At 63.1% G+C, this 14,734-nt stretch carries 13 protein-coding genes; 8 read left to right on the top strand and 5 right to left on the bottom strand.

The window, feature by feature from the left end; all coding sequences use genetic code 11:
* Nucleotides 1-60: 60 nt before the first annotated feature.
* From senA to GTP55_RS16015, 7 genes are all read left to right on the top strand, one after another.
* The gene (gene senA / locus GTP55_RS16045; RefSeq protein ID WP_229257953.1) at nucleotides 61-1,254 is read left to right on the top strand and encodes a selenoneine synthase SenA; all 1,194 of its coding nucleotides are present in this window, start codon (nucleotides 61-63) and stop codon (nucleotides 1,252-1,254) included.
* 59 nt (nucleotides 1,255-1,313) lie between these two features.
* Nucleotides 1,314-2,591, top strand: a complete 1,278-nt coding sequence (locus GTP55_RS16040) for a Xaa-Pro dipeptidase (RefSeq protein WP_161045865.1) — start codon at nucleotides 1,314-1,316, stop codon at nucleotides 2,589-2,591.
* Nucleotides 2,592-2,684: 93 nt separating this feature from the next.
* The gene (locus GTP55_RS16035) at nucleotides 2,685-3,923 is read left to right on the top strand and encodes a hypothetical protein (protein WP_161045864.1); all 1,239 of its coding nucleotides are present in this window, start codon (nucleotides 2,685-2,687) and stop codon (nucleotides 3,921-3,923) included.
* 137 nt (nucleotides 3,924-4,060) lie between these two features.
* A complete protein-coding gene (locus tag GTP55_RS16030) occupies nucleotides 4,061-5,707 on the top strand; it encodes a methyl-accepting chemotaxis protein (protein WP_161045863.1) in 1,647 nt (548 codons plus the stop codon).
* A 60-nt stretch (nucleotides 5,708-5,767) separates the two neighbouring features.
* Nucleotides 5,768-7,027 carry a glycosyltransferase gene (locus tag GTP55_RS16025; RefSeq protein ID WP_161045862.1) on the top strand — a complete coding sequence of 420 codons (1,260 nt, stop codon included), beginning with the start codon at nucleotides 5,768-5,770 and terminating at the stop codon, nucleotides 7,025-7,027.
* Nucleotides 7,028-7,357: a YnfA family protein gene (locus GTP55_RS16020; protein WP_161045861.1), complete on the top strand. Its 330-nt coding sequence runs from the start codon at nucleotides 7,028-7,030 to the stop codon at nucleotides 7,355-7,357.
* Nucleotides 7,358-7,387: 30 nt separating this feature from the next.
* Nucleotides 7,388-7,837: a nuclear transport factor 2 family protein gene (locus tag GTP55_RS16015; RefSeq protein ID WP_161045860.1), complete on the top strand. Its 450-nt coding sequence runs from the start codon at nucleotides 7,388-7,390 to the stop codon at nucleotides 7,835-7,837.
* On the opposite strand, the gene GTP55_RS16010 is transcribed toward GTP55_RS16015, so the two are convergent.
* The 5 genes from GTP55_RS16010 to GTP55_RS15990 all read right to left on the bottom strand — a co-directional run bounded on the left by GTP55_RS16010 (nucleotide 7,838) and on the right by GTP55_RS15990 (nucleotide 13,408).
* Nucleotides 7,838-9,070, bottom strand: coding sequence for a malic enzyme-like NAD(P)-binding protein (locus GTP55_RS16010; protein WP_161045859.1), 1,233 nt, complete (start codon nucleotides 9,068-9,070; stop codon nucleotides 7,838-7,840).
* An 84-nt stretch (nucleotides 9,071-9,154) separates the two neighbouring features.
* The gene (locus GTP55_RS16005) at nucleotides 9,155-10,450 is read right to left on the bottom strand and encodes a Glu/Leu/Phe/Val family dehydrogenase (protein WP_161045858.1); all 1,296 of its coding nucleotides are present in this window, start codon (nucleotides 10,448-10,450) and stop codon (nucleotides 9,155-9,157) included.
* Between the two features lie 207 nt (nucleotides 10,451-10,657).
* The gene (locus GTP55_RS16000) at nucleotides 10,658-11,620 is read right to left on the bottom strand and encodes a LysR family transcriptional regulator (RefSeq protein ID WP_161045857.1); all 963 of its coding nucleotides are present in this window, start codon (nucleotides 11,618-11,620) and stop codon (nucleotides 10,658-10,660) included.
* Nucleotides 11,621-11,630: 10 nt separating this feature from the next.
* Complete coding sequence (locus GTP55_RS15995; RefSeq protein ID WP_161045856.1) at nucleotides 11,631-12,962, bottom strand: MFS transporter; 1,332 nt, start codon at nucleotides 12,960-12,962, stop codon at nucleotides 11,631-11,633.
* Nucleotides 12,959-13,408, bottom strand: coding sequence for a MarR family winged helix-turn-helix transcriptional regulator (locus tag GTP55_RS15990; RefSeq protein WP_174864423.1), 450 nt, complete (start codon nucleotides 13,406-13,408; stop codon nucleotides 12,959-12,961). The genes GTP55_RS15995 and GTP55_RS15990 overlap by 4 nt, the downstream gene beginning before the upstream one ends.
* A gap of 112 nt (nucleotides 13,409-13,520) precedes the next feature.
* On the opposite strand from GTP55_RS15990, the gene GTP55_RS15985 reads away from it, so the two are divergent.
* The gene (locus GTP55_RS15985; protein ID WP_161045855.1) at nucleotides 13,521-14,726 is read left to right on the top strand and encodes a cation:proton antiporter; all 1,206 of its coding nucleotides are present in this window, start codon (nucleotides 13,521-13,523) and stop codon (nucleotides 14,724-14,726) included.
* The last annotated feature ends 8 nt before the right edge of the window (nucleotides 14,727-14,734 follow it).

The raw sequence follows: 14,734 nt of genomic DNA, 5'->3' as shown, positions 1-14,734 counted from the left end.
CGCAGATTATCCTCCAACTCCGGCAACGCTGCTTGAACCGTGGGCGGTTACAATTAACGCATGACCTCTTCATTCAGGAATGCCACATCACAGCAGCTGGCCCAGGCCCTCCAGCAAGCCAGGGAGACCACGCTGTCGCTGTTCGACTGCTTTGCCGCCGCCGGCATGGACGCCGCGCCGCGGGTGCCGCAACTGCGCACCATCAATCCACCGCTGTGGGAACTGGGGCACACCGCCTGGTTCGCCGAATGGTTCATCCTGCGTGAAGCGACGTCCAGCCATCCGGCCGACGCCAACGGCCACTGCCTGCTGACCAAAGGCGACGACTGGTTCGACGCCACGCGCGTGCCGCACCGCAGCCGCTGGACGCTGGACCTGCCCAGCGCCGGCGGTGTCAAGACTTACTGCTATGAAGTGCTGGACCGCGTGCAGGACAAGCTGACGCGCGAACCGAATACAGATGAGGCCTTGTATCCATACCGCCTGGCGCTGGCGTACGAGGACATGCGCGGCGAAGCCTTGCTCTACGCCTTGCAGACATTGGGCCTGGCAGCACCGGTGTACGCAGCGGCTCAAGAACAGCAGATGTTTGCCCCCTCCGAAATCGGCTTTCCCGGCGGGACCATCCAGTTGGGCAGCAAGTCCGGCGCCGGCTTTGTATTCGATAACGAGCGCCAGGCGCACAGCTTCCATGTGGCGCCGTTTCGCATGGATAGCACACTGGTGACCAACACCCAGTATGCAGATTTCGTCACCGATGGCGGCTATGACCAGCGCCAGTTCTGGAGCAACGCCGGCGCCGATTGGCTGATGCGGCAGGAGCGCTCCGCACCGCGCTACTGGCAGCGCGACGGCGCGCAATGGCGCACCACGCGCTTCGGCCGGCCGTCCACGCTGGCCGGCGCGGAACCGGTGCGGCATGTGAATCTGTACGAGGCGCAGGCCTACTGCGCCTGGGCCGGACGCCGCCTGCCCACCGAAGCAGAGTGGGAGTATGCGGCTTTGTCGGGCCATCCGGCCTTCCGCTGGGGCCAGTTGTGGGAGTGGACCGGATCGCCGTTCGAGCCGTACCCGGACTTTAAGGCGGACCGCTATGTGGAATATTCCGAGCCGTGGTTCCACACGCACCAGGTGCTGCGCGGCGCCTCATTCGCCACGCCGTCACGGTTTGGCTCGGCCAAATTCCGCCATTTTCAGCTGCCGGAACGCGACGATCTCTTTGCCGGTTTCCGCACCTGCGCCTGGCCGGGATAGTTTCTCATTTGGCGGACGCTCTGCTATGCTTTTTGTTTTCCCAGCCAAAGGCGTCGCCCATGAAACTGAAGCACCTCCTTATTTCCGCCACCATCCTCGGCGCCGCCGCGCAGGTCAGCGCCGCTGACGAGGTGACCGTGATCCGCGCCGGCAAACTGGTCGACGTGGTCACTGGCACGGTGCTGAAGGACCAGACCATCGTCATCACCGGCGAGCGCATTACGTCTGTCGGCCCGAGCGCCTCGGCGCAATTGCCGGCCGGCGCCAGGGTGATCGACCTGTCGGCGCAGACCGTGCTGCCAGGCCTGATCGACGCCCACACCCACCTCACCGCCGACCCTTACCTGAGCGGGTACAACGCGCTGGGCGTCTCCGACACCCGCGCCGCGCTGTACGGCGTGCGCACCGCCCGCAAGACGCTGGAAGCCGGCTTTACCACCGTGCGCAATGTCGGCGCCGGCGGCTTTGGCGACGTGGCGCTGCGCGACGCCATCAACGAGGGCGATTTCATCGGCCCGCGCATGCGCACTGCCGGTTACGCGATCGGCATCAAGGGCGGTCATTGCGACGAGAACCTGCTGCCGCCGGACGTCAATTTCACTGGCCGCGGCGTGGCGGATGGTCCGTGGGAAGCGCGCGCCAAGGTACGCGAGATGGCCAAATACGGCGCGGATGTGATCAAGATTTGCGCCTCGGGCGGCGTGCTGTCGAAGGGCGATGAGCCTGGCGCGCAGCAGTACACGCTGGAAGAGATGCAGGCCATCGTCAGCGAAGCGCATAAGCTGGGCCGCAAGGTGGCCGCGCATGCACACGGCGCCAGCGCGATTCACGATGCGATCGTCGCCGGCGTCGATTCGATCGAACACGCCAGCCTGATTGACGATGCCGGCATCAAGCTGGCCAGAGAACACGGCACCTACCTGGTGATGGACATCTATGACGATGACTTCATCCTGCAGGAAGGCGCCAAGGCCGGCATGCTGCCGGAATCGATCGAAAAAGAGAAGAAGGTCGGCCAGCTCCAGCGCGATAACTTCCGCAAGGCCTTCCAGGGCGGCGCCAAGATGGCATTCGGCACCGACGCCGGCGTCTACCCGCATGGTGACAATGCCAGGCAGTTCTACTACATGGTCAAATACGGCATGACGTCGATGCAGGCGATTCAAGCCGCCACCATTAACGCCGCCGACCTGCTGGGCTGGAAGGACCGCGTGGGTTCGATCAGCGTAGGCAAGTACGCCGACATCATCGCCGTCAAGGGCAACGCGGCCGACGATGCGACGGAGTTGACCAAAGTGTCGTTCGTGATGAAGGGCGGCGCGGTGATTCGCCAGTAAGTCACATCGGCTGGCCTGCCAGGGCATCACACTGGCTTGCCAGGCCATGCGGGCAGCGTAGGGAGAAGTTGTTTTTCTTTTTATACTGGCCGCATGCGTGTTTTTCTCCTTCTTGGTGTGGCGTTGCTGAGCGCCTGCGGTGGCGGTGGCGGTTCTTCCAGCGGCGCCGTCACTGCGGGCAGTTCGGTGGCCTCGGCCTCCATCTCTGTTTCCGATCCCGTCACCGTTGGTGCGCTGCCCGCCATGTCCGATGCGCTGGTGGTGGGCGACCATATCGTGGTGCGCTCGCGCTCCGATTCCTTCAGCACTGTCAACGGCAAGCCTGTGTATGCGGCCACGCGACTGAGCGTGGTGGATAGCCAGGGCAAGCTGCTGTTCACCACCGATTACGGTTTTACGCTGGCCGCCGGCTACACCGGCGAATGGCAGATGATGCCGTCGCCGGACGGTTTCGTCATGGTGCAGGCCAGTGCAGGCACGCGGCTGCTGCACTTCGATGCGCAGGCGCGGTTGATCGGCACCGCCAGCGATCTTTATCCCGCAGGCGATTACGCACCGGCGGAAAACGGCGGCGCGGCCGACGGCAACGGCTTCTGGCTGGCCACCACTTTCTCGCTGCTGCCGGTTACCGACAAGACGCAGTATCTGCTCAAGTTGTGCAAGTTCGACTTCAATGGCAAACAGCTTACGCCGCCTTTCACGCTGTCTACCTCCGCGTTGCATCCGCGTGTGGCGGCGGCTGGCGGCGCGGTGCTGGCAGGGTGGTTGGAAGGTGGTGGCGCAATGCTGGGCATGTGGGCCAATGGCGCCGGCGCGCCGACCATACGCTCCGTCGGCACCGGCGGCGCGCAGCCATATCCGGTTACGCTCAACGGCGCCGGCAAGATGGGTGTGCTGTGGAACGGCAAAGCCACGCCCACCACCGCCGGCGGCGTGATGGGCGTGGCGCTCGACACCAGCGGTGCGCCGGTGCTGCCCAGCGGCCGCACCGACGTGACGCAAGAGACGCTGTCCACCAATTGGGCCGGCAATGTGCGCGTGGCCGACATCGATGCGCATGCGTTCAGTGGCGGCCTCGCCATCGCCGGCAGCGTGGTCGGCGCATTCCAGGCCGGTGATGCGGTGGGCGACGTGCTGGTGTTGGCCGATTACGCCGTCAATGCGGCGCCGCTGTCGGCGCAGACGCCGGCGCTGCTGCGCTTTACCTTGCCCGGTGGCGCCGCGCTCGGACCGTCGCCGGTGTTCCGGCAGATGCTGTTTGCCGACCATGCGCTGCTGCTGGCCGGCGATGAAGCAGGCGTGAAGGCTTTCTATACTAAGCGTATCCCTTAGTCGCCTCTCCAAAGTGATAAAAATGTGGCGGAATTACCTATTTGTCATAGACAAACGCATACTTTAATGGATAATCGCACAGCTAACGGCGCCACCGCGCCGTTTTTTTGCGTTCGTCCTTTACAAATAGGAAGTCGATGGAAGCGTTTAAAAAACTAAAAATAGGGTCGCAGCTGGCACTGAGCTTTGGCACGCTGACTGCGCTGATGCTGATCATGGCGACGTTCGCGATTGTGCGCATGTCGTCGATTACCACTGCTTTTCACGATGAGCAGCGCGTGATGAGCGAGAAGCTCGATCCGCTGTATGTAGCGCGCGAAGCGCTGGACCAAACCGGCATCGCCGCGCGCAATGCTTATATCTTCGCCGATGCGTCGGCTGCCAGCAAAGAGCTGGCGATTCTCGACGAGCAGAAAGCCATTTACCTGGCCGCGCTGGAGCAGATGACGCCATCGTACAAGGGCGACGCCAATTTCGCCAAGGTGCGCGACGGCTTGCTGAAGATGGCCGATGCGCTCAAGCGTCCGCGCCAGCTGCGCGAGGCCGGCGACATGGAAGGCTTTGCGGCGTTCCTGACCAATGAGTGCAGCCCGCTGCGCAAGCAGATCGTGGCCGATATCGCGGCGGTGCTTAAAGTGTCGCAGGATGAGACGCGCGCGGCCAGCGCCGAAGTCGATGCGCACGCCAGCCAGGCTTTCCTGTGGATTGTGCTGCAAGCGGTGCTGTCGCTGCTGGTCAGCGTGCTGATTGCATGGGTGAATACGCGGCTGCTGCTCAAGCAGTTGGGCGGCGAGCCGGCCTACGCGACCGCGATCGCCAACAAGATCGCCGAGGGCGATCTGTCGGTGGCGGTGCAGGTCAAGGCCAATGATAAAACCAGTTTGCTGCATGCGATTGCTGCCATGCGCGACAATCTGTCGTCCATCGTCGGCCAGGTGCGTCAGGGCACCAACCTGATCGCCACGGCGTCGTCCGAGATCGCCAGCGGCAACCGCGATCTGTCGGTGCGCACCGAGCACCAGTCCGAATCGCTGGAGAAGGTCGCCACCGCGATGGAAGAACTGACCGGCACCGTGCGCCAGAATGCGCACAACGCCATGCAGGCCAATACGCTGGCGGTATCGGCGTCCGATGTATCGGAGCAGGGAGGCCAGGTGATGGAGCAGGTGACCGTGACCATGGCGTCGATTAACGCATCGTCAAAGAAGATTGTGGACATCATCTCGGTCATCGACGGCATCGCTTTCCAGACCAATATCCTGGCCTTGAATGCGGCGGTGGAAGCTGCGCGCGCGGGTGAGCAGGGCCGAGGCTTCGCGGTGGTGGCGACCGAGGTGCGCAATCTGGCGCAGCGGTCGGCCGCCGCCGCCAAGGAGATCAAGTCGCTGATCGACGATTCCGTGATGAAAGTGGACGCCGGTTCCGAACAGGTGCACAAGGCCGCCGAGACCATGCACGAAGTGGTGAGCAGCGTGAAGCGCGTGACCGAAATCATGGGCGAGATCAGTGGCGCCAGCATGGAGCAGACGGCCGGCATTGAGCAGGTCAACAACGCTATCGGCGAGATGGACAGCATGACGCAGCAGAACACCGCGCTGGTCGAGCAGGCGTCGGCCGCCGCGCAGGAACTGCAAGACCAGGCCACCAGCCTGGCGCACGTGGTGGATGTGTTCAAGCTGGAGTCGCACACCGCCAGCGTGAGCGGCCTGCGTGGCCGTACGCGCAAGGCGTCGCCGCCGGTGGCTGCACCGTGGTTGGAAGAGGACGTGCGCCGTATCGCCTGATTAATCGCTTGCATGTCGGAGTTGCGCATTCCATAATTGATAAATAATTATGGAGTGCGGATGAAGATAGGTTTGCAAACGTGGGGAAGTCACGGTGATATCCGGCCGTTCGTGGCGCTGGCGGAAGGCTTGCAGCAGGCCGGCCATGACGTGACGCTGCTGATCACCTGCGTTGACAGCGGCGCGTATGCCGGTATGGCGTCGCCGTCCGGCGTCAAGTTGCGGGTGATTGCTTCGCCGGTGATTCCGCTGTCTGAGGCGGCGCGCATCGGCGAGGCGGCCATCGGCATGCGCAATCCGCTAAAGCAGATGACGATGCTGATGGAGGCCGCGTTCCTGCCGGCGGAGGAGGCCATGCTGGCCGCGGCGCTGGAGCTGGCGGCGGAATCGGACCTGCTGGTTGGTCACTACTTCATGTATCCCTTGCAGATCGCCGCCGAGCAGGCCGGCAAGCCGTATGTCAGCGTTCTGCTGTCGCATGTGGCGATTCCCAGTGCGCACAGCCATCCTATCGGGCTGCCGTTCGGGCAAAGCTTCCTGTGGTGGCTGAGTCGCTGGGCCTTGCAGAAGACGGCGGGGCGCTATCCCAACCGTCTGCGGGCGCGGTTGAACATGCCGTTGACGAAGGACTTCGTCAATCAAGTGTGGCTGTCCGACCTTCTGACGCTGGTGGCGGTCAGTCCGCAGCTGTGCGAGCGGCAGCCGGACTGGCCGTCGTCGATCCAGCTATGCGGCTTCCTCGATATGCCGAATATGCAGATCGAAGGCCGCCTGACCGATGCGGTCGAAGCCTTCCTCGCGGCCGGCGAAGCGCCTGTCTACATGACCTTCGGCAGCTGGACGCCGCGCGACATTCCCAACCAGACCGACCACCTGAAGCTGTTCACCGATGCGGCCACGCAGGCCGGCTGCCGCGCCATCATCCAGACCGATGACGCTGCGGCTTGCGGTTTCCAGTCCGACGAGCGGGTGTTGTACGTCTCGGCCTCGCCGCATCATCTGATCTTCCCTCGCTGCGCTGCGGTGGTACATCACGGCGGCGCCGGCACCACGCAATCCGTCACGCGGGCGGGCAAACCGTCCGTCGTCGTTGCGCACATCAGCGAGCAGGAACATTGGGGCAAGGAGCTGCGCCGTGTCGGCATCGCCGGCAAGCCTCTGCATCGCCGCAGCGTGACCGCAAAACGGCTGGCGTCGCGCCTCCGCGCAGTCAGTCCGGCAATGCAGGTCAAGGCTCCGCTGGTGGCGCGCGCGATGGCGCAGGAGGACGGCGTCGCAGCGGCGGTCCGCCTGATCAACCAACTATCCGGAGTCCGATAGATGGCATTCCTGAAAATTGCGTCCCTGTTTTTCGTCACCGCGCTGGCCGAGATTGTCGGCTGCTATTTGCCCTGGCTGGTGCTAAAGCAGGATAAGCCGGCTTGGCTGCTGCTGCCGGCAGCGTTGTCGCTGGCGCTGTTTGCCTGGCTGTTGACGCTTCATCCAACGGCCGCTGGCCGCACCTATGCTGCGTACGGCGGCGCTTACATTTGTGTCGCGCTGCTGTGGCTTCGCTGTGTGGATGGCGTGGCGCTGACGCGTTTTGACATTGCCGGTGCCGCACTGGCTTTGGTGGGCATGGCAGTGATTGCGCTGCAGCCGTCGCAGTGATTATTTCAACGTTGAGAAAGGGACTACCTCATGATGTCGCGATTCGTTTTGAAGTGTTTGTTTGTGATGGCTGCTGGCACGACAGCAGCGATGGCTGCGCCGGTGGATGAAGAGTTGACGGCGCTGGTCAAGCGTTACGCCGAGGCTCAGGGCAGCTTTGACCTGGGTACGCTGAAGGCCGTCATCGCCGACAGTTTTGTTGAGATTTCGCCCGTGGGCGAGGTCGATCCGCGCGAGAAGATGTTGTCGTTCTATGCGCCGGAGCAGAAGCGTCCCAGCCCGCAGTTGAAGATCGATGAGCCATTGGTGCGTGTATTCGGCGACAGCGCCGTGGTTTATACGCGGCTGACCTACACCATGGGCTCGGGCGAAACGGCGCGCACTTTTGCGATGCGCGCCGGCTATGTGGCGCAGCTCAAGGATGGCAAGTGGATGCTGGTCTCGGCGCAGTATACCGGCATCCGCCCGCCCAAGAACTGATTACAGCAGCGATTCCGCCAGGTCTTTCAGGTCGTCCGCATATTCCAGCTCAACCAGCTGCTTGCGGGCGACGCCGCTGCGCCATGCAGCGGTGGCGATCTTCGGCGTGACGCCGATCAGCAGGCGCGGGTCCAGCAGGCCTGGGACGATGTAGTCCTTGCTGAAGCGCGCATCGCTGCGTGCCATGTCCGCCAAAGCCACCACGCAGGCGCGCTTCATTTCCTGGTTGATGGTGGTGGCGCCCGAATCCAGCGCGGCGCGGAACAGGTAAGGGAAGCACAGCGCGTTGTTGATCTGGTTCGGATAGTCCGAACGGCCGGTGGCGATGATCGCATCCGGCGCCACTTCGCGCACCAGTTCCGGACGCAGTTCCGGTTCAGGATTGGCCAGCGTGAAGACGATAGGATGCGCCTTCATGTTCTGGATGTCGGCTTGCGACAGCACGCCAGGACCGGACACGCCGAGGAACACGTCGGCATCGTGCATCACGTCCGACAGCGTGGTGGCGGTTGTGTCTTGCGCCCAGGCGGCTTTTTCGCCGTCCAGGTTACGCGCGGTAGTCAGCACGCCTTTGCTGTCGCAGACGAAGATGTTCTTGCGCTGCGCGCCGAGGTCCACCAGCAGCTCCAGGCAGGCCACGGCTGCGGCGCCGGCGCCGGAGCAGACGATCTTCACGGTGGCGATATCGCGGCCGGTCATTTCAATCGCGTTCAGCATGCCGGCGCCGACCACGATGGCGGTGCCATGCTGGTCATCGTGGAACACTGGAATCGACAGGCGTTCACGCAGCTTGCGCTCGATGTAGAAGCACTCAGGCGCCTTGATGTCTTCCAGGTTGATGCCGCCGAAGGTCGGATGCAGGGCGGCGATGATGTCGACCAGCTTATCCGGATCGCTTTCGTCGATTTCGATGTCGAAGGCATCGATGCCGGCGAACTTCTTGAACAGCACAACTTTACCTTCCATCACCGGCTTGCCGGCCAGGGCACCGATGTTACCCAGGCCGAGCACCGCGCTGCCGTTGGTGATGACGCCTACCAGGTTGCCCTTGGCGGTGTATTCGTAAGCCTTGCCCGGATCGCGCTTGATCTCGACGCATGGCGCAGCCACGCCGGGCGAGTAAGCCAGCGCCAGGTCTTCCTGGGTGCTGACGCTTTTGGTGATTTCGATGGCGATTTTGCCAGCGCTGCCGGCACGGTGATAGGCGAGTGCCTTTTGTTCTATCGTGGTCATATTGTTTTGTAGTCCTTGTAAAGCGAAAAACGCCCGTACGAGCCTAAGGGCTGGTACAGGCGCAAACTGCTGGGGATTCAGTGTTTATGGGTAGAGGCCACGAACTTCACGGGCTTGCAGCACTCGGGTGCAAGCGAGGATGAAGGTGGCGGTTCGCAGCGTGACTTTCTTGTCCTGCGCAACGGCCCATACTGCATTGAATGCATCCTGCATGATGCGGGTAAGGCGTGCATTAATTTCATCTTCGCTCCAGAAGAAGCTGGAGAAATCCTGCACCCATTCGAAGTATGACACGGTTACGCCGCCGGCGTTGGCCAGCACGTCGGGAACGATCAGCACATCCTTGTCGGTCAGGATGTCGTCCGCTTCCGGCGTGGTTGGGCCGTTGGCGCCTTCCAGAATGATTTTGGTGCGAATACGCGGCGCGTTAGCGGCAGTAATCTGCTGTTCCAGTGCGGCCGGAATCAGGATGTCCGATTCCACATCCCAGAACGCGTCACGCGTTAGTTGCGCTTCGGCGCCAGGGAAGCCGGCAACGCCGCCGGTTTCCGCCACGTGGTGGTGCAGGCGGGCGATATCCAGGCCGCCTTGATGCACCACGGTCGCGGTGTGATCCTGCACGGCGATGACTTTGGAGCCGGCTTCCGCGAACATGGTTGCTGCCACGCCGCCGACGTTGCCGAAGCCCTGCACGGCGACACGGGCGCCGGCAATTGCCACGCCACGTTTGACGGCGGCTTCACGGCCCACCACGAACACGCCGCGGCCGGTCGCTTCACGGCGGCCCAGCGAGCCGCCCAGCGAGATTGGCTTGCCAGTCACGACGCCGGTCGACAGGTTACCTTCGATCATGGCGTAGGAGTCCATCATCCACGCCATCACCTGTTCGTTGGTGTTTACGTCCGGCGCCGGGATGTCTTTGTTAGGGCCGATGATCAGGCTGATTTCGCTGGTGTAGCGGCGGGTCAGGCGCTGCAGTTCACCACGCGACAGGGTTTTAGGATCGACACGGATGCCGCCTTTGGCGCCGCCGTATGGCACGTTGACGGCCGCGTTTTTCACGGTCATCCACGCCGACAGGGCCATCACTTCGGACAGGGTCACGTCCTGGTGGAAGCGCACGCCGCCCTTGCCGGGACCACGCGACATGTTGTGCTGCACGCGATAGCCTTCGTAGTGCGCAATGCTGCCGTCGTCGCGCTCGATCGGCACGTCGACAGTCAGGATGCGCTTGGGGCGCTTGAGGGTTTCGACCCAGCGCGACAGGCTACCGAGGTGCGGGGTAACGCGGTCGATTTGCTGCAGATAGACACCCCATGGACCGAGATCTTCGGCGTTGAGGTACGAAGGCAGTGCGTGTTGTGCTGGTACAGAGGTCATGCTCAAGGCTCCCAATGAATTCGTTTGCTGAGCGCCGCTTGTAGCGGTGCTCAAGTGGCACGAATCCTACGCCTGGGCTTTTGGAGCGGCCAATGCTGTATGCGCATTTGGCTATGCAAAAGATGCATAGTTAGCGAAACGTCATTCCGGCGAAGGCCGGAATCCATGCATAGTAAGCATAAACTGCGGCTTTCGCCGGAGTGACGGTTAGCGTTCGGACGATGGGATGCTGCGTTTTTTACGGCCGCCGTTCTGCTGCATTTCGAGGAATTCCCACAGCCGGTCAACGATCGGCTTACCGCGCCGGTGGGCGGATGCGCGTTCGCGGTACAGGCGGATTTCCATTTCGATTTCCCAGTCCGAGGTATCGCCGTCGGCGCGCGCCAGCTGCTTTTGTTTGAGTTCGCGCGTGACGGCGGATTCGGGCAGGAAGGCGACGCCGCGGCCTTCCAGCGCCATCATCTTCAGGCCTTCGGCCATGTCGGTTTCGTAATGCGGCTCCAGGTGCAGCGGCGTCCTGGCGTCGTTGAGTATCAGCTCCACCATGCGGCCCAGGTAGGCGTTGTTGGTGTAGGACAGAAAGGGCAGCGGCGCGCGCTTCGTGCCGGGCAGGGTAAATTCCGGCACCTTGTTTTTATCGCAGCGGGCGTAGGCGCGCAGCGATTCGCGGCCCATCACCAGCATGTCGTAGCGGCCCGGGTCCAGCTGCACCGGCTGGCGCGGATGGTGATAACACAGCAGCAGGTCGCAGCCGCCTTCGACCAGTTGCAGCACGGCGTCGTGGACGTTGAGCGCCATCAGGCGGCTGCGGATCGGCGCGAAGTCCTGCTCCAATCCGGTCAGCCATTTCGGCACGAAGGTCAGCGACAATGTATGCGGCACCGCCAGGTCGATGCTGGTCTGGGCGGCGGCGCGCTTGGAGCGCAGCAGTTCGCGCGCGCCGTTGATCTTGGATAGCATCTCCAGCGCCTGTTCGTAGAACACCACGCCGGCCGGCGTCAAGCGCGTCGGGTACGAAGTGCGGTCGATCAGGTCTGTGCCCAGCCAGTTTTCCAGCGACTGGATGCGGCGGGAAAAGGCGGGCTGCGTCACGTGGCGCAGCGCCGCCGAGCGGCTGAAGTTATTGGTCTCGACCAGCGAGATGAAGTCTTCCAGCCATTTGGTTTCCATGCAAAGTCCTTTACGGTGTCGTCGATGCGATGCTGCGGATGGGCGTGAACAAGTACGCGCCGGCCGCAAACGTCACCAGTATGATGCCACCGCCGAGGAACAATTGCGACAGCGAGACCAGGGTCAGTATCCATCCGGTGGCGGCGGCCGACACCGGCGCCAGTCCCATAAAGATGAACATGAAAATGCTCATGGCGCGGCCCATCATCTGCGGCGGTACGCGTTGCTGGATCCAGGTGAAGACCTTGATCTGCATATAGCCGGTCAGCAGGCCGAGGGTCAGCATCAGCAGGGCCGCCTGCCACACCGCCTGCACCATGCCCAGTGGCGCCAGCAGCACGCCGGCGATGGCGTCCGCTGTCAGTATCATCGCGCCGAAGCTGGCGAAGCGCAGCCGCGCGCCAAGTTTGGCCGAGGCGCCCATACCGAGCAGCGTGCCGGCGCCGTGCGCGCCCATGATCAGGCCCAGAGTGGACGCGCCGTGCAGCTGGCTGGCCAGCACCGGGAGCGCCACCTGCATCGCGCCGCCGATGAACAGCGACACCGTGCCCCAGTAGATGAAGCACAGGCGCATCGGCACATCGTCCCACACCATGCGCAGGCCGGCGCCGACCGAGCGCAGGACCGACTGCGGTTTGGCGTCGGTGGTTGACGGCGTGGTGGCGGTGACTGCGGCGGGCAGCAGCGTGACCTTGGCCAGCGTCCATGCGGACACCAGGTAGCTCAGACAATCGAAACCGAAGGCCAGCGCCAGGCCGCGTGCATTGCTAACGCCGCCGTTGCCATCGCCGGCAAAGGCCAGCAGGCCAGCCGCCAGCAAGGGGCCGATCAGCATGGTGACCTGGCGGATGCCCATCATCATGCCGTTGGCGGCTTGCAGATGGTCGGCGGGAATGGCCAGCGGCAGAATCGACATCCCGGACGGCATGGCGAATGCCTGCGCAAGGCCCAGCCCCAAAGCCAGCGCGTAAATCAGCTGCAGCGCCAGATGCGGCGAGATGGCGACCGTCAGCGACAGCGATGAACTGAGTGCCACGGTCGGCGCCGAGGCGACGTTCATCACCAGTAGCGTCAGCAGCGCAAGCAGCACGGCGTTGATGTACTTGGTCAGCATCAGCACGCGCTTGGGCGAGTAGCGGTCCACCAGCGCGCCGCCCACCAGGATGAAGACCGCGCGCGGAATGCTCATCAGCGCGATCACCAGTCCCAGCGCCAGCGTGTCGCCGGTCAGCTTGAGCACCAGCCAGGGCAGGGCGATCATGGTCAGCTGGTCGCCCAGCGCGGAGATCACGCCGCCGCGCATCAGCCACTTGAAGTTGGCGTTTTGCTTGAGCGCGTTCATGAGTTGGAGGCGTTCATGCCGGCGATCAGCGCCAGCGCGTTGCTCAGGTCACCAAACTGCGACGGCGGGCAGCTGCGCAGCAGGTCCTTGCTGATCTGGTCGACAACGGTGACGGCGTTGTTCAGCAGTTCGCGGCCGGTGTCGGTGATGGCGGCGTAGGCCACGCGGGCGTCGCGCGGATCCTGCTGGCGTTCCACCAGGCCGATTTTCTCCAGCGGCAGCAGGGTGCGGGTGACGCCGGACGCGGTCAGGCCCTGGCGCTCGGCCAGGTCGACGCGGCGCAGGCGGCCGCCCGGTGCGCGGCTCAAGTAATGCAGCAGCATGAAGTCGCTGAAGCTGATGCCGTGGTAGCCGCCCAACACCTGGTCGAGGCGGCGCACGAGGGTGGCCTGAGCGCGGGCCAGGCGCAAAGTGAATTCCAGGCTGGGACTGATTGGCGTATCCATAGTTGCTTCCTTGTTGAGTTATGCTTGAATAATACTTGAGTAAGCAATCATTGTATAGTTTTTATTCGGGAGTCGCTAAACTGTAAGAAAATTACATCAACTGGGGACAGCAATGCATATGGGAACCACCGAGATCTTCCTGATCGCGATGACAATTATTTTCAGCGTGCCTTACCTGATCTGGCGCCTGGGCGGCACGGATTACTACGCGCCGCTGGTGGTGGTGCAAATTATTGCCGGCATCCTGCTGGGGCCGGGCGTGATGGGACGCGCCTTTCCTGAGTACTATTCTTTCGTGTTCAATCCGCAGGTGGTGCAGTCGCTGAACGGCATCGCCTGGTGGGCGGTGATGATTTTCGTGATGATTGCCGGCATCGAGCTGGATCTGAAAAAAGCCTGGGAGCACCGGCGCGAGAGCACCATTACCGCCGGTCTGGCGCTCGGCACGCCGCTGCTGTTCGGCTGCATCGCCGCGCTGGGGCTGGTTGGCTACGCCGGCTGGATGGGACCGAAGGCGCATGACTGGCAGTTCGTGCTGGGCGTCGGCATGGCCTGCGCGGTGACCGCATTGCCGATCCTGATCCTGCTGATGGAAAAACTGGAGATCCTGCGCCAACCGATCGGCCAGCGCATTCTGCGTTACGCCAGCCTGGACGATATCGCCATCTGGGGCGTGCTGGCGGTGATCCTGCTGGACTGGGACCGCGTCGGCCGCCAGGCCGGCTTCCTGCTGGTGTTCGCGCTGGCAACCAAGCTGTTCCGCATGCTGATGGTGCGCATACCGGAGCGCGACCGCTGGTACATTTCCTTTATCTGGCTGGCGGTGTGTGCGCTGGCGGCGGACTGGGCCGGCTTGCACTTCATGGTCGGCGCCTTCCTGGCCGGCGCGGTGATGGATGCCGAGTGGTTCAACCAGGAGAAAATGGACTTCCTGCGCGCCAACGTGCTGATGGCGGTGATGCCGGTGTTCTTCCTCAGTACCGGCCTGCGCACCAACTGGGCGATGGGCGGTTCGGCAGTGTTCCTGGTGGCGCTGGTGCTGCTGGTGGCGTCGGTGTCGGGCAAGCTGGCCGGCATTCACCTGGCCGGCAAGATCCTCAAATGGGGGCCGGGCGAGGCGTCGATCATCGGCTGGCTGCTGCAAACCAAGGCGCTGATCATGATCATCTTCGTCAATATTCTGCTGGATAAGCAGATCATCACCAGCGAGACCTTCACCGCGCTGCTGCTGATGGCGATCGGCAGCACCATGCTGACGGTGCCGATGGTTTATCCAAAATTGCAGCGCGTGGCGCAGCTGATCTTCAAAACCAGCTGATATAATAT

The sequence above is a fragment of the Duganella margarita genome (assembly GCF_009857535.1).
GTDB lineage: Bacteria > Pseudomonadota > Gammaproteobacteria > Burkholderiales > Burkholderiaceae_D > Rugamonas > Rugamonas margarita.
This window is presented reverse-complemented; position numbering and strand designations above follow the sequence as displayed.